This is a genomic window from Streptococcus sp. Marseille-P7376 (assembly GCF_902460385.1).
Taxonomy (GTDB): domain Bacteria; phylum Bacillota; class Bacilli; order Lactobacillales; family Streptococcaceae; genus Streptococcus; species Streptococcus sinensis.
On record NZ_CABPTS010000002.1, the window covers coordinates 20,452 to 35,261 of the forward strand.

Consider the following 14,810-nt stretch of genomic DNA (forward strand, 5'->3'; position numbering starts at 1 on the left):
CTTTTGTTTGAGTGCAAGACCAACTTGATAAAAATACCACCAAGGTCCGTAGCTAGAAAATCGCTCTTCTTAGGCCTCCTCTTCCTTATGAATAGGAATTTCCTTAATCATCCGTGCTGGGTTGCCACCTAAGACCACATTATCACCAAAAGACTTGGTCACAACAGCTCCTGCTCCGACCACGACATTATCACCCAGCGTCACTCCTGGCAAGATCGTTACTCCGCCGCCCGCCCAGAAGTTGTCACCAATCTTAATGGGCGCTCCGTATTCAACACCTGAATTTCTCTCCACTGGATCAAGCGGATGCAATGGCGTCAGCAGCTGGCAATTGGGACCCAGCATGGCATTTTTTCCGATGGTAATGGGACAAACATCTAGCATGGTCAGGTTCCAGTTAGAATAAAAATTCTCTCCAAGGTGGATATTCACCCCATAATCACAGACTAAATCAGGCTTCATAGCTAGATTCTCCCCTGTGCTACCAAACCACTCCTTGATGATAGCGCTGCGTTTCTCACTATCGCGCTCTTGGTTAAAGTGATACTGAAAATCTCTTGACCTAGCGGCTAATTCTCTCAATTCATCATCCTGAGGGCTGTAGCTCTCTCCGGCAATCATTTTCTCATATTCACTGCTCATACTTATCTCCTTTTCATGCGTGATAGATGGATAGTCAGATAGAGCTGCTCATCATCTGAAGTTTGGTAATTGCGCGTTCGATGCAAATAATCACTAATCTTTTTGGTTGTTTCAAAGGCTAAAGGATACTTGATTTTCAGCATATCAAACATATCGTTATCTGGCAAATCTCGATGTCCATCATTAGCCAAAACCCTCTGGCAGAAGAATTTGAGGTGGGTCATGAAGCGTTCGACGTAAATATCATGATCTTCTAAAGAGGTCTCCAGACTGTATTTGACAATGGTCAGGATTTCCTCCATGAGCTGAGTTAATTCTCTCGCAGCAGCTGTGCCAGTTCCTAGCTCCGCATTAACAAGAGTCAGGGCTATAAAAGCTGCCTCATCATCTGGTAGGTCCTTGCTCAGATAATCGCTCAAGAGCTGATTTGCAAATTTTCCGACCTCATATTCTTTTGGAAAGAAACGCTTAATATCCCAAAGCAGAAAATTTTTCATGTAAAGATCGTCCTGCAGGCGCAGGGTCACACCATAGATATGATCCGCCACTGCTAAAAAAGCACTGTCCTTAAGCTTACTCTCCAGATGATTATGGGCAAAAGTGATAATCTGATCGGCCATTTCCATGATTTCAGCTGGCAGATCCATGAGGAGTTCTCTTTCCTGCTCAGAAGAAACATAGCGTTTTTCGATTAAGTCGGTTGGAATCTCATCTCCTACCTTGCGACCAAAAGCCAAGCCGCACCCCATTAAAATCACTTCCTGTCCTTCAGCTTCAGAAAGGACGACATTGTTGTTCAGTATTTTAGTAATAATCATCTTTTACCTCTCAGGGCTTTTTATTATGGACTTATCATGGATTTCACCGGTTCAAAACTTCTGCGATGAATCGGTGTGATACCGTATTTTTCCAAGCCTTCCAGATGTAGCTTGGTGCCATAACCAGCATTCTGGGCAAAGTCATAGCCTGGATAAACCTGATCAAATTCCGCCATCATCTTGTCCCTCGTCACCTTGGCTACGATGGAAGCCGCAGCGATGGACAGGGAATTAGCATCGCCCTTAATAATAGACTGCTGGGGCAAGGGCAAGTCTAACTTCATCGCGTCAATCAAAAGGCAATCCGGCTTTATCTTGAGCTGGGCTACAGCTTCTGCCATGGCTAGCTTGGTTGCTTCATAGATATTGACTCGGTCAATCGTTTGATTGTCCATAATCCCCAGACCAATGGCTAAGGCCTGATCTAGAACTGCTTGATAAATTTCCTCATGCTTTTTCTTGGGAATCTTTTTACTGTCATTCAGACCTTTGATTTTACAGTCAGGAGGCAGAATGACTGCTGCCGCGACTACTGGCCCAGCTAAAGGGCCTCGTCCGACTTCATCAATGCCAGTAATCGCTTGGAAGCCTTGACTGTAGAGTTCTTTTTCATAGCGCAGCATAAACTCCAGACGTAGATCCTCATCTAGCTCTGCTTGGATTTCTTTGTGGCGCTTGAGTAGCAGTTTTTGAACACCGCTCCGCTCATCCTGCTTCAAATTCTGAAAAAGCGGATCCTGCAAGTCAGAAACTTGAGCCAGCTGCTCTTGGATTTCCTTAATCGTGGCCATCCAATTCCTCCAGAGAATCCAATGTATAACGACCTAAGCGGCCATCACGCACTTCCTTGACAAAGAGGCTATAAAAACGATCGTAGTCCTCTCTGAAGCCCAATTTCTGGGTCATATCCATAATCATGTCTGGCGCTTCCAACTCTAAATCCAGCTGCTTAAAGCGCTCCTGCAGTACCTTAGGATAATGCTCTTTGAAATAATTGAGTCCAAAAATCGTGACCTCATCCATGGGCAGCAAATTATCCTTGATAGCTCCCGTCAAAGCGAGTTTTAATGCCACCATTTCATCTTCAAATTTTGGCCAAAGAATCCCCGGTGTGTCTAGAATTTCCAAATTCTTATTGGACTTGAGCCACTGCTGACCTTTGGTGACCCCTGGTTTATTGCCGACTATCGCGATTTTCTTACCAGCTAGTCGGTTCATCAGCGTTGACTTTCCAGCATTGGGAATCCCGATAATCATAGTTCGCAGAGTCTCGATTTGAATTCCTCTTTCCCGCTGGCGAACTAGCTTATCGGCCATCAATTTCTTAGCTGCTTCGGTCACTTTTTTAACTGCAGATTGCTCCTTAGAGTTAATAGCCAAGGTTTTGATTCCCTGACTTTCAAAATAAGCTTGCCATTCCTTGGTCAAGGTCGGATCTGCCAGGTCAGCCTTGTTTAAAATCAACAACTTGGGCTTATCTCCAACAATTTTAGTCAGCATAGGATTTTGACTAGACAAAGGCAGTCTCGCATCCACCAAAATCGTCACAAAATCTACAAATTTAATACTTTCTTGAACCTGTCTCCGAGCCTTGGACATGTGCCCTGGAAACCATTGAATAGTAGCCATTGAGTTTTTTTCCTTTCGTAGCAAGGGTTTAGAGCCCCTATTTTATTTTACTATTGTCTAAACACCAAGCGAACACCAAAACTACCATGCAATGGAAAAACCTCTTATTTGATTCTCACTTGATTTCACAATCTTTATATCAAACTGTGGGTGGTATTTGACAATATCTTTTTTGATTTTTAATAGTAAATTTGAAACAATATTTTTAGGTGAGTAACGTGGACTAAGATGTAACAAGTCTTTGAACTCATCAACACTTAATTCTACTTTATTGCTATTATCACTAGTTTCAATGAATTTTTCAATCATTCTGGAATATTTACAGGTATAACTTTTCAATTCTTCAAAATGGAAATTGTGATTTTCTACAAATTGATTTAAGGCATTTACAGTATTTTCTTGTGAACGATTTATATTATGTGTATAGCCCATTGTTGTCTCAAAGTTAGCATGTCCTACTCTAGTCATAATATCTTTCACTGCTATGTGCATCTCATTACTTTGAAGGTAACTAATATGCATATGCCTAAACGAATGGGGAGTAACATGTTTTACCCACTTAAAACCATAGTCACTTAAACAATTTGTCAATAATTTTCCTTCTATTCGTTTCAAAATTTGACGAAAAGTGCTTGATGTTATTGGAGAGCCGTATTCTGTTCTAAATACACTTTCAGAATGTGTAAAAGCAGGACAGGGATGTTTCTTCATATAAGCATCAAATTCTTTATTTCTCTGTATTGTCCTTTTAATAGCTTCGCTTGCAGCTTCAGGCAAAGCTACTTCTCTAATTGAATTGAGTGTTTTAGTTGTATCAAAATGAAATTGTTCAACTTTTAAACAATGATATTGAAGTGCCTTATCAATATGCAAGATTCCTTTTTCAAAATCAATATCTGATGGTAAAAATGCTGCTTCACTAATTCGAATACCTGTAAGCAACAATACTATAGCAAGATCATAATAGTTTGCATTTCTGCATTGGCGTAACACATCAAAAAATGCATGTAATTCATGGATTTCTAGAAATTTAGAATCATGTCTTTCTTTTGCTTTACGCCTTTTCTCTAGTGAAATATCTAGTTTTACCGCAGTCATTGGAGAAAACTTAATGACATTATATAACACACCATGATTAAAAATCTTATTACAAGTACTTTTTATATGAGTCATTGTTGAAGGCGATGCATCATACATTTCTAAATATTTATTGAGACTATTTTTCATCAGAAGTGGAGTAATCCTGTCTAACAAAAAATCATCTCCTATAATTTTCCCAAGACGCTTCATAACCAGTAGTTCTCTCTGAATTGTTTGTGGTTTAACAGAGACACACCAAGTCTGAAACCAATTTTCTTTTAACTCTCCAAATGTTGTAATCAGTTCAGGACTAAATTGACTTTCAAATGAAGTAGTTAGTCTATCTATTTTATCAAGAACCTCTCTTTCAGCTTGTTTCCTCGCCCTACTAGTATTCTTAGTATAACTTACAGTTGCTGATTTCCACTTTCCTGTTAGTGGATCTTTGTACTTTTCAACCACTTGATATAAGGGTTGCCCTTTTGAATTTGTTTTAGTTACATAATACATAATTTAATTCCTCTTAACTCTTAAAAAGAAATAAATCATTGTTGTATAGAATAAATAACTACCCTATATTATACCATGACTTCCTTATTTTGTCCGCTTTTGCTTCCATCTTAAGAAACTTTCAAATCCTTCTAGATTAATGAAAACAAGTTTATGGGTTGGGTTAATTACATACATGGAAAATGTTCTGTTTTCTCGCATTTCTTTAATCCATCTGTTCAATGTATATTGATTTAAACCATCCCATCTTTTTAGAATTCCTTTTTTATCAGCCCATTCTGCAATGGAATTTTCGACAGATATATATTTTATATTCATGTCATCATCCTTCCTAAAAAATATTTTCTCCTCCATGGCATGACTGATGAAGTCATCATAAGAATTTCACTTGCTGCTCTTTTACGGTGGCAGCCTGAACGGTCAGAAGTATCATTGTATATCATTTGTATCATGGCATATAAAGTATCGCTCTATTTTATTGATGGTTTTAAAATCGCTCTTATCATGGCGAGCCATTCAAATCTGCTCCACAAATGAGGAAAGTACCATTTTGGACTATTCAATTGTCAATGTGCTTTCTTAACCTACTACTTTTTGGAGTAATGGTCTTCTTTATTATCCACTCGACCTACAAGGTAGTCTAGACTCACCTTATAAAAATCTGCAAGTTTGATAAGGTCATTTATAGAGATTAGCCTGCTACCAGCTTCCATTTTAGAATAAGATGATCTTGTACAATTCAAAACGATTTTCGCAATAAATTCTTGTGTCAAATCATCATCTTCACGTAAATCTCTAATCCTTTTCAACATTTGTTGTCTCCTAAAACAAGTATAATATAGTTATTTTCTTATTTTTAAATATGTGACAAATTGGCACATGAAACTATTCTATATATACTTTTTAGGAAACTGTTTACTCTAAATGTATCTCATTTTCCTCAATAGATTTCATATTTTGTTTTTTCTTATATTTCTTTATTGTTTTATTAAACATTTCAAATAAATTTATTGCTTCTCTATGTTGTTCCTTCAGTTTTTCAATTCTTCCTTTATAGAAGTATAAATCCTTCTCTATTATATCTACTGAACTTTTACCTTGAATACTATTTTCTAAATTGCTAGAACTATTTGTCGTATTATTCAACAATACTTCTTCTAAACTAGTTAAATCATTAATTTTATTTTGAACTTGTTCAATCATATTCTCTAGATATGATATTTGGGCAATGAAATCCTTTGATATATCTTCAAAATCATTCGGACTATTTTCCGCAGATATAAGAAAATCTAATTGTTCTATTTTTTCTTTAATTTTGCTAAGAGGAATTCTTCTATACATATACTGCGGTTCATACTGAAGATTAAATTGCCTAATCAAAGTTTTACCTTTCATAAAGCGATTTTTTTCTGCTGAATCTTTATGATATACATAGTAAGAACTAGTTTCTCTGAGAAATACTTTAACTTTTTCTTCTTCCATATTGATTTGAATATTTGGTACAAAAATAAGTCCTTCTTGTCGGATACCAAACTGTACCTTAATGTAAATTCCATCGTCTACTACTTCTTCTATTTGATTAAGATTCAACTCTACTTCAAACTCATGAACAGTATCCCTATTTCTCTTGAAATCTTGATAGGATTTCCATAACACCTCTTCTGTCGGCAACTCTTTTTCTTTAATTAGCTTTTCTTTATTGTAAAGTTCAACTAAATTTTTATTATCTAAGACAAAAGTTTCATTTTTGTTATTAAAATAGTCTTGAAAATAACTAACACTGTACTGATTCGTTTTTCCCAATTCCTGTTCTGAAAGCTTAATCCCATTAAATTCAAATAGAACATGTTTTTCTTTCGGAATTATTTTTAAGTCAAAAAATTCTGCTTGTTGAATCAATTCATTCATATTCTTCATTTTCGGAAGTAGAAATTCTAAGATGTTTATAATTTCCCTTTGAACAAACTTTTTCTTAAAATAAGTTTCATTATAAGGTTGTTTTCTATTCAATTTACTATCACGTACGACTTGTTTCATATTTGAATCAGTCATAAAAAAAGTGACATGCTTGTGTCTAAAATCAATTTTTAAATGTAAAGCTTTTGCTTTTTTCCTGAAATCTTCAAAATTTTTCGAGTTCTCTATTAGAAAATATACCCGTTGTTTTATTTCATATTTGTAATTGGTTTTTCGATAAACTTCATACTGACGATGCGAATAACGATTTTCTATAATCTTTGCACCTGCAATTTTTGAGAGACGATCTGAAACCATTCGTAGATTACGTTCTGACTTATAATTCCATAGAAACTTTTTATCAGAATTCTGATCAATTGAATTTAGAATGATGTGATTGTGGATATGACCTTTATCGACATGTGTTGCTACGATAAAACGAAATCTACCTCCTGTCAACTCTTTAACTGTCTCATAACCAATCCGATTGATTTGTTCGGGAGTAAGATGGTCATCTGGAGAAAAAGACTGAATGATATGATGAGAATGAATTTTTCGTTGATTTACTTCTTGCCTATCATGACGAAATTCATAAAGACCATCATTACTTAAAAAATTATCATTGTACATCTTCACTAGTTCTTTATAACTAGGAAAATCTAAATAATTTCTCATACCAAAATCTGAAACTAGTGCTAGATTTTTTGTTTTACTTGGATTCAAAATATATTTGATTAGTTTACTACGATAATTTTTTCCATGAATCGCAAAGTGTTTAGTGATGACCATAAAATTTCCTCAATTTTTCAGATTGAATAAGAAAATCTTTCTCCACTTCTACTATTAACTCTTCTATACCTTTTCTCAATTCATTTAACTCAACTTCCGTTATTAAATTCGAATAATTTATGCTTCTGGCTATTTGATTAATATTATTTCCGATTCGTTTTAATTCAAAAATCAAATCTTGATAACCAGTTGTATCAATGGTGATGAAATTCATGCCAGGGTCAAGTAGGGTTCGTCGAGCATATTCTGAAAAAGATTGACAACCGCTTTGGTCGATACAATGTTTCAACTGACTCAATTCGCTATCAGACAGAAACACTTTCTTGAGATTGGTTCGGTAACGATGTTCCATGTACTCACCTCATGTATTTATCACGGAAGTCTTGGCTGAGGGGAATGGAGTTTCCAACTTCTTTAATCAACTCCTGTACGCAGGTTAAGAGAATAGATACATGATCTTGGGTAACTTGATGTTCGGACTGCGCCAATATTAAAACATCATGAACGTCACGACTGATTTGTTCTAGTTTTTGGGATTGCCAGAGGGCAAACCACTTTTCAGCAGCCATTTCAAACTCTTCCTCCAGCAATTTATTTCGAGCAAAGGGCGAAAAATGTTCAAATCCCTTATTTTTCATTATCACTTCAATCATTTCCAATTCATTTGCGGTTAAATTAACCTCTTTGCGAATGTCTCTGTATTGTTCTGACATACTATTTCCTCACTTTCATCAATGGTTGGACAATCACCGACCCCGTATTAACCACGGGAAACTTGCAAAGACAAAATCTATCATCTTGTAAGGCTTTGCGAGCTCAGATATTGTGTCCACAATTTCCCAACAATCATATCGCCTGCCATTTCAAACCTCACGGTTCAAAAAACAAACGATATGACAATGTGGTGGCTCCGCCCCCAAACCCCCAAGATAAATCTAAATTAAAAAAAGTATAACAAATACTTTTTGATAAAATTATCACAGAAAAAAGAGCCCTGTCGGACTCTTACAAATTAAAACAATGTCTCTGATATTCATACTGTCTAATACCACTACTGTCTTTGTTCATCTTGATAGAAAAAACAAAGTAATGATCACGACCGTCTAAAGATTTACTTTTGTTAAGTTTAAAATAATGTTTTTGAGACATAGCCATTGTGCGTAAAATATCATCAGTGATAAATGTTAATGGTATATCTAGAGCGGAATATTTGTAAAAATCTGACTCAAACCGTAAATAAGAATCAGAAAAATAATCCAGCTGTAATTTATCATCATATAATTCTTTACGATTCATATAAATCCACCCCTTCTATCTGGATATCGAGTATATCTTCCCATCTTAATCGAAGAAAACCAGTGTCTGATTTTATAGATATAAACTCTTTTCCAATCTCTTTAACAATACCTGATACTACTTTTCTTTGATTAGAAAACTTAAAAACAAAAGTTGCAGGGAATACATTCGTATAAAGTTGACGAACAAATAAAACTTTCTCTTCCATTGATAGAGAAATGGAGATATCTTCTCTATTTTTTTCTGCCCAAAGAGAACTGGAATGTTCTGATAAAAAGAACCCCATCCACTTAGCCATGCCACGATCCTGATATACTCGGGCAGACTCAAAAGGTAAATAAGAACGATTCATCATTTTAGTCCATCTAATCCTCCAGCTGAATGACCACCAATGAGTTTGCTTCTAGCAATTGTTCTAGAAGCTTGATCTAGGGCATTACCTTTCAATAGTGAAGTGAACCCAAATTCTGTTCGAATAGCATCGATTGCGGACTGGAGCCTTTCTTCCTTTTCTATTTTTTCAATATCATCAAATAATGAAATCAATCCAAAGGATTCATCCACTAAACCGGAATAATTCACTGCCACATTCCTGATAGCTCCTGAAGTATATTTAGTGTGAAATAACTTTAAAACGTAGTTTGTCAGTAGTGCTGTTTGATTGGTCGGTTCAATCTTCATTTGAGTATGAATAGATCGTTTCTGTTCCGCCTTAGAATACCCCAAGTGTATAGAAACTACTGTTGCTTTTTTACCAGCTCTTCTCAATCTAACTGCAACTTGTTCTGCCATCTCACGAAGTATGATCTCAATATCTCTTTGTTTAATATAATCTCTTGGTAAAACTTGAGAGTTCCCTATCCCTTTTGACTTTGGCTTATAAGGTTTATGAACGTTACTTTCATCAATCCCATTTGCATGGAACCATAACTCTAGACCCATGATACCAAGCTCTTTTTTAATCAAGTCAGGATTAGCCTTTGCCAATTCTTTAATCGAAAAGATACCTAAATTGTGTAATCTCTTCTCCATGCGATTTCCAATTCCCCAGAAATCTGTCATTTTAGGAATAGTCCATACTTTCTTTTCGATATCCTCATAGGACCAATTGGCTCTCATTGTCGGAGTTTTTTTAGCTTCATTATCTAGTGCTAACTTAGCTAATAAGGGATTAGCGTTAGACATGCCTACCGTTGAATAGATTCCTGTTTTTCTCCAAATCTTTTTTTGAATAGCAGCCGAAATAATATCTAATTTATCTTTCTTACTAATACTTTTATCAGGTACAAAATAATTTAATGAACTTGTTAAATCAATAAATCCTTCATCAATTGAATAAGGATAAATATCGTCTGGTGCCGCAAAATCTTGAAAGATTTTTTGAATTTCCATATTGACTGCTATATAAGTATCCATTCTCGGAGGAACAATCACAGTTGATTTTGCCCATTCCTCAATAAAACGTACATAATCTATCGTTGTCGGTAAACCTTGCTTCTTAGCGTTATAGTAAGAGAACTTCCTAGTTTTTACATCAAATGGTAAATCATAGGAACGTCCAACGTTTGATTTTCCAAAGACCTTTTTAAACATAGGAGAGGAAGCAAGGATTAACCCGGCAGAATTATCTGCACGACTCATAACACAAAGCGAAGTCTTAAGTGGATGTAAGCCTCTATCGACACACTCTACACTTGCATAAAAAGATTTCATATCAATAAATGCAATGTCACTCTTTGGTTCGAGACTATAATCAAACCAACTCATACTTAGTCCTCTAAAGGCATAAAGTTCCCAACTATTTTCCCTATAATGCGAGGATTCTCATCATAAGGCGCAAACTTATCTGAATAGTTACGATTGAGTGAAACTAAACGAAGCCCATTTTCTTCACGATAAACTTTCTTTATATAAGTTTGACCATCCCAATCTATTGCATAAATAGCTCCGTCATAATCAAATCCTGTTTGCTTAATAAGAGCTACCGAACCATTTTCATATGTCGGTTCCATTGAATTACCAAACACCCATGATGCAAAGTCATAATCAAATTGATGATTGAAGTAAACTGTATCGTAATTACCATCATCAAAATAAGCTGTTCCTGTACCAGCTGATAATTTTTCATAGACCTTATAAGCAAATCGTTCAGAAACTTCTAAAACTTTGGAGTTTTGATTGTTCAGCAGTTCTGTAGCATAATGAAGAGTTGCTTTTTGATTCTTTTTAGTTAGCTTGAGATAGGTTTCTACTATTTCATACTCTGATTCAAAATATCGAGGATCTACATTCAAAATCTCACTCAAATTGCTTAGATTATTTTGATTCGGTTTTGTTTTACCTGATTCCCAATTAAAGTACGAAGCTCTACTAATTCCTAAACTAGAAGCAAGTTGAGATTGAGATAAGCCCTGACTCTCTCTTTTTTCTTTTAATTTAATAGGTGAAAACATTTGTTCTCCTTTTGTAAGTTTATTAACTAACAAAAGGATACCATAGCTGCTGGAAAAAATCAAGAGTTTAATAATCCCCAAGATTTAAAATAATCATAAACTACTCTAAATTAGTACTTATATTGTTAGGAAATCATCACTGAAGAATGCTAAAACTTTTGAAAAAATATGAAGAACAGGAGATTGAGAATATAAAAAAGGATCGTTATTTTTTTATTGACGATCCAATAGACTTTATTTTAAAAATCTAACTCTACAAACCATTTCGATTAGTTAAATCTTTCAATCTTTCTTCTCCTGATTTAAGCATATCCTTCTCTACTTGATTCCATTCTCCAAATAGTAAGTCATGAAGAACGGTTGCTGCTGAAGTTGTATTTTCTTTTGAATCATATACACAACTTCTATCTCGTTGGTAAATTTGAATTCTTTCAAAGATAGCTAGTTCTTCCAATTGTCGTGTATTATTAACTAGATGATTTACAATGAAATCATGATGTTCTTTTGTAGTTGCGCGTGCTTGATTTGGATTGATAGCGTACAGTTCTTCGAATCGGATAAGAGTGCTCAGATAGGACAGCTTAGGCTTTGTCGCAATCAAGGCTAATTGTACTTCGTATCCCTTATTTTTCAAGAGTTGTGCTGTTTTCTTTGGAACATCAACTGTTCGTAAAGTTCCCTCTATCAAAAGATTGTATCCCAAATGACTCAATTCTCTTACTAAAGACTCTACCATTTTCCCCGCAAACTCTTTGGTATACTCCACACTATCTTTGCCATATTCTTGCTGCAGTTCTAAATAGTGTGGATGCTGAGAACGAAAACTATCACCATCTATGATAACAATATTTCCTTGAAACTCTTTCTGTTTAATACGATGAATTGTAGTCTTACCGGCACCACTTTGCCCTCCAAGCAAAATCGCTATAGGTTGCTTACTGGACTTTTTTCCTCTTGTCAGTGAACGAAGATTCCGCGCTAAAGCATGTTTGAATTCACTATCAGTATAATCTTGGATATCCATTAGGCTACCATCCGTTTTTCAGATATCTCTAACATACGTTCAATTCCATCCAAATAGCCGCTATATCTCTCTATTTCATCAAAAGTTTCAACTAGATAGATATTCGTATGAATCAAATCAGAAAGATCATCACTCATTAAAATCCAAGGATTAGATTCATCATCAATGCTAATTCCCTGACTATCTTGATAACGATAGAGTCGTGATAATAGATTAGCTCCTCTTTCTTTCACAATTTCAATTTTTAAAGTCAATTCATAATCTTCAACAGGATTCAGCATTTTATCTTCTCCTACAATATCGACATAAGATACATTAAACTTCTGACAAATGATATCTATTAGTTCCGTAGAGACTGAACTCGTTCCATTTTCATACCGGCTCAAGCTATTTCGAGAAATTCCTACAATTCGGGCAAAGTCGTCTTGTGTTAAGTCATGTGTTTTACGTAAGGATTTTATGTTCTTTCCAATCATGGCAAACTCCTTTTATTTTTATACCACCATTATAACATTTAGAAAAAGTAAATGCACCATTTTTGGTGCATTATTGACTGTTTTTCCTAAATCTCTCTAAATTCTTCTCCAATTGTTCTTTATGAAGTTGGTTCTTAGCTTCCTTTAATGTGTCGTCCAAAGTTTCTTCTCTGTAAGTGGCTTCTGTTTTTAGTTGTTCTGATCCTTGATCTGGAGTGAAAATGATATCTAACAGTCGGTCTATTTTTTCAAGATCTTGGACAGACATATCAGATAGTCTATGAATTAGCTTCTTAAATACATCACTATTGTCTTGGTTTTTCTTAAAAAATGTTGTAAACATCTATAACCTCTCAAAAAAAGCAGCCTATCAGGACTGCTTAGTGTAATTCCGAAATCGCATCATAAATGGACTGCAATTTCTTATTGTCTTTATTCTTTGTGTCAATCAACGTATGTAGCTCTTCAATTTTCTTTTGACTGCTTTCAATATCGCTATTGTTATCCGCAATAAGTCTTTTAAGATGTTGCTGATAACTTGTAGTGATATCTGTCTCTTTTCCTGTTCTAACCTCTGTAACTTTGGGTTTAGAACTAGAATTTGATTCCGTCACAGGTGCTTGTTTGCGCTTTTGAAAAGCTGCTTCATAATTTACATCATTACCTCCTTGATGATTTCCAAATAAGGCCGCAATTTTATCTGGATCTTCTTGATTTTCTGATTTACTTTCTAATGGTTGATTAAAATTCCAATCTTTTGTCATTCACTCATTTCATCCTTTCTAAATTCAGAATCATCGAATTGTCTTTCTTTACCAAAGGCATGGTCAAGAGCTTCTTCAAAACTCATGTGACTAATGCTTTGACGCCTTTTGAACGTCGCAAACATCGCTGTCTCCAGTTGCTCTTTGTAAGCAGCGAGTTTTTCTGTCTCTCTTGCTACCTTGCTTTCTTGCCTAGTGACCTTTTCTTCTAAGCGTTCAATAATGGTCATATACGATCCTCCTTCATTCTAATATTAGCTAAAACATCTTGATTTTGTTATCACAATTCTAAACATTGAGAGGTTTGTCTTACTGGTTGATTCCTCAATGTCTCTTTTGCAGTCTCGATCATCAATTGTAAATCTGACTTCTTTTCTCTAAGGACATCATTCCAGTCTACTTTTTCTTTCCCTGATTCATTATCAGGTAAATCCAGTAAAACAGGCAATCCTGATTGAGATAACTTATCGGAAAAATCTTTTCCTGCATCATCACAATCTACCGCGAGTGTCAATAAATCAGGATGATTATCAAAATAGCTGGTGGTATTACGAATTGTATTGATCAAAGGCAATAACTTTGAAGGTGTTACTGTATCTAAAAATTCCAACTTCTGATTTTCTTCAGTTATCAGTCGTAAAATTTGATAAGCCACAACAGACCTTTTTAATCCCTCCATAGATACCAAACGAACATCAGTTAGACTTTGTTGATGAAGTTCGTAATAGCTCATCAAGTCGATAAACGATTCACAAAAGACTAGTCTATTGGGTTTACCAATATCAAAAGATATTCCAATATGTCCATGGCTTCCTTTTAGAATCGTTTTTAACCTCTCTCTAGAAAGAGCGGGATTCTTATAAATCCCTTGTAGGCTTGCTGCCTGCAGCTTATGACGATGATCAAAGCTTTTAAAAACAATAACAGGTTCAACAGTTTCATTTGTTTTCCAACTGGCTTGTGCTATCAAACCTTGTTGAATCATCTTTTGTACGATTTCTTCTGAGATTCCTCTACATTCTGTTAAATAATATCTGGCCAGACTACAGTTAGAATCTTCTGTTCTTTTTAAAGGATAATAAAATGGTCTCTCTCTTTTTTCTTGAACAGCTTCTTTTTGAAAAGGTTCTTCAGAAAGAAAGGCTAGAGCTTCTTTAAAGGAAATTCCCTTAACAAGTCGAACAAAATCAATGACATCACCTTGAATATCTCTTGAAAACCATTTAAAAGTATTAGTAGTTGAAAAAATCCGAAATGAATCGTGTTCAGGATGTTCATAGACACTGCTAGAAATTTGTTTAAAGGAGATACCTAAACGATTGGCTACATCAAGAATTGAAATTCGCTTACATTCTTCTATTTCCATGCAACAT

20 protein-coding genes are annotated in these 14,810 nt (G+C 35.2%); all 20 read right to left on the reverse strand.

Annotated elements, in window-relative coordinates; all coding sequences use genetic code 11:
- Positions 1-69 precede the first annotated feature (69 nt).
- The 20 genes from FZ952_RS01655 to FZ952_RS01750 all read right to left on the reverse strand — a co-directional run bounded on the left by FZ952_RS01655 (position 70) and on the right by FZ952_RS01750 (position 14,803).
- Positions 70-642 (reverse strand): sugar O-acetyltransferase, encoded by a 573-nt coding sequence (locus tag FZ952_RS01655; protein ID WP_148880381.1) that lies wholly within the window; start codon positions 640-642, stop codon positions 70-72.
- 2 nt (positions 643-644) lie between these two features.
- Positions 645-1,460, reverse strand: a complete 816-nt coding sequence (locus tag FZ952_RS01660; RefSeq protein ID WP_148880382.1) for a PRD domain-containing protein — start codon at positions 1,458-1,460, stop codon at positions 645-647.
- 23 nt (positions 1,461-1,483) lie between these two features.
- Complete coding sequence (locus tag FZ952_RS01665) at positions 1,484-2,251, reverse strand: ribonuclease HII (protein ID WP_148880383.1); 768 nt, start codon at positions 2,249-2,251, stop codon at positions 1,484-1,486.
- Positions 2,238-3,089: a ribosome biogenesis GTPase YlqF gene (ylqF, locus tag FZ952_RS01670; RefSeq protein WP_148880384.1), complete on the reverse strand. Its 852-nt coding sequence runs from the start codon at positions 3,087-3,089 to the stop codon at positions 2,238-2,240. Before ylqF ends, FZ952_RS01665 begins: the two co-directional genes overlap by 14 nt.
- 81 nt (positions 3,090-3,170) lie before the next feature.
- Positions 3,171-4,679: a tyrosine-type recombinase/integrase gene (locus tag FZ952_RS01675; protein ID WP_001845535.1), complete on the reverse strand. Its 1,509-nt coding sequence runs from the start codon at positions 4,677-4,679 to the stop codon at positions 3,171-3,173.
- 84 nt (positions 4,680-4,763) lie between these two features.
- A complete protein-coding gene (locus FZ952_RS01680; protein WP_001022845.1) occupies positions 4,764-4,997 on the reverse strand; it encodes a hypothetical protein in 234 nt (77 codons plus the stop codon).
- A gap of 269 nt (positions 4,998-5,266) precedes the next feature.
- A complete protein-coding gene (locus FZ952_RS01685) occupies positions 5,267-5,491 on the reverse strand; it encodes a helix-turn-helix domain-containing protein (RefSeq protein WP_001845537.1) in 225 nt (74 codons plus the stop codon).
- 103 nt (positions 5,492-5,594) lie between these two features.
- On the reverse strand, positions 5,595-7,424 hold the full coding sequence (locus tag FZ952_RS01690) for an SAG1250 family conjugative relaxase (protein ID WP_061706387.1): 1,830 nt from the start codon (positions 7,422-7,424) through the stop codon (positions 5,595-5,597).
- Positions 7,411-7,776, reverse strand: a complete 366-nt coding sequence (locus FZ952_RS01695) for a MobC family plasmid mobilization relaxosome protein (protein WP_061706388.1) — start codon at positions 7,774-7,776, stop codon at positions 7,411-7,413. Before FZ952_RS01695 ends, FZ952_RS01690 begins: the two co-directional genes overlap by 14 nt.
- A 4-nt stretch (positions 7,777-7,780) precedes the next feature.
- On the reverse strand, positions 7,781-8,137 hold the full coding sequence (locus FZ952_RS01700; RefSeq protein WP_061706389.1) for an SAG1252 family conjugative relaxosome accessory protein: 357 nt from the start codon (positions 8,135-8,137) through the stop codon (positions 7,781-7,783).
- A 292-nt stretch (positions 8,138-8,429) separates the two neighbouring features.
- Positions 8,430-8,720 carry a DUF5960 family protein gene (locus FZ952_RS01705; protein ID WP_037606793.1) on the reverse strand — a complete coding sequence of 97 codons (291 nt, stop codon included), beginning with the start codon at positions 8,718-8,720 and terminating at the stop codon, positions 8,430-8,432.
- Positions 8,710-9,075 carry a hypothetical protein gene (locus tag FZ952_RS01710; protein ID WP_061706390.1) on the reverse strand — a complete coding sequence of 122 codons (366 nt, stop codon included), beginning with the start codon at positions 9,073-9,075 and terminating at the stop codon, positions 8,710-8,712. Before FZ952_RS01710 ends, FZ952_RS01705 begins: the two co-directional genes overlap by 11 nt.
- Positions 9,072-10,487 (reverse strand): Y-family DNA polymerase, encoded by a 1,416-nt coding sequence (locus tag FZ952_RS01715; RefSeq protein ID WP_061706391.1) that lies wholly within the window; start codon positions 10,485-10,487, stop codon positions 9,072-9,074. Before FZ952_RS01715 ends, FZ952_RS01710 begins: the two co-directional genes overlap by 4 nt.
- Positions 10,488-10,489: 2 nt before the next feature.
- Positions 10,490-11,173: an XRE family transcriptional regulator gene (locus FZ952_RS01720; protein ID WP_061706392.1), complete on the reverse strand. Its 684-nt coding sequence runs from the start codon at positions 11,171-11,173 to the stop codon at positions 10,490-10,492.
- 253 nt (positions 11,174-11,426) lie between these two features.
- Entirely contained in the window at positions 11,427-12,197 is a 771-nt protein-coding gene (pezT, locus tag FZ952_RS01725) for a type II toxin-antitoxin system toxin PezT (protein WP_061706393.1), read from the reverse strand.
- Entirely contained in the window at positions 12,197-12,673 is a 477-nt protein-coding gene (gene pezA, locus FZ952_RS01730) for a type II toxin-antitoxin system antitoxin PezA (protein ID WP_000579597.1), read from the reverse strand. Before pezA ends, pezT begins: the two co-directional genes overlap by 1 nt.
- Before the next feature lie 70 nt (positions 12,674-12,743).
- The gene (locus FZ952_RS01735; RefSeq protein ID WP_000495448.1) at positions 12,744-13,016 is read right to left on the reverse strand and encodes a hypothetical protein; all 273 of its coding nucleotides are present in this window, start codon (positions 13,014-13,016) and stop codon (positions 12,744-12,746) included.
- Between the two features lie 37 nt (positions 13,017-13,053).
- Entirely contained in the window at positions 13,054-13,437 is a 384-nt protein-coding gene (locus FZ952_RS01740; protein ID WP_001845547.1) for a DUF5945 family protein, read from the reverse strand.
- Entirely contained in the window at positions 13,434-13,667 is a 234-nt protein-coding gene (locus tag FZ952_RS01745; RefSeq protein WP_000152419.1) for a DUF5965 family protein, read from the reverse strand. Before FZ952_RS01745 ends, FZ952_RS01740 begins: the two co-directional genes overlap by 4 nt.
- 50 nt (positions 13,668-13,717) lie before the next feature.
- The gene (locus tag FZ952_RS01750; RefSeq protein WP_001845548.1) at positions 13,718-14,803 is read right to left on the reverse strand and encodes a toprim domain-containing protein; all 1,086 of its coding nucleotides are present in this window, start codon (positions 14,801-14,803) and stop codon (positions 13,718-13,720) included.
- Positions 14,804-14,810 lie beyond the last annotated feature (7 nt).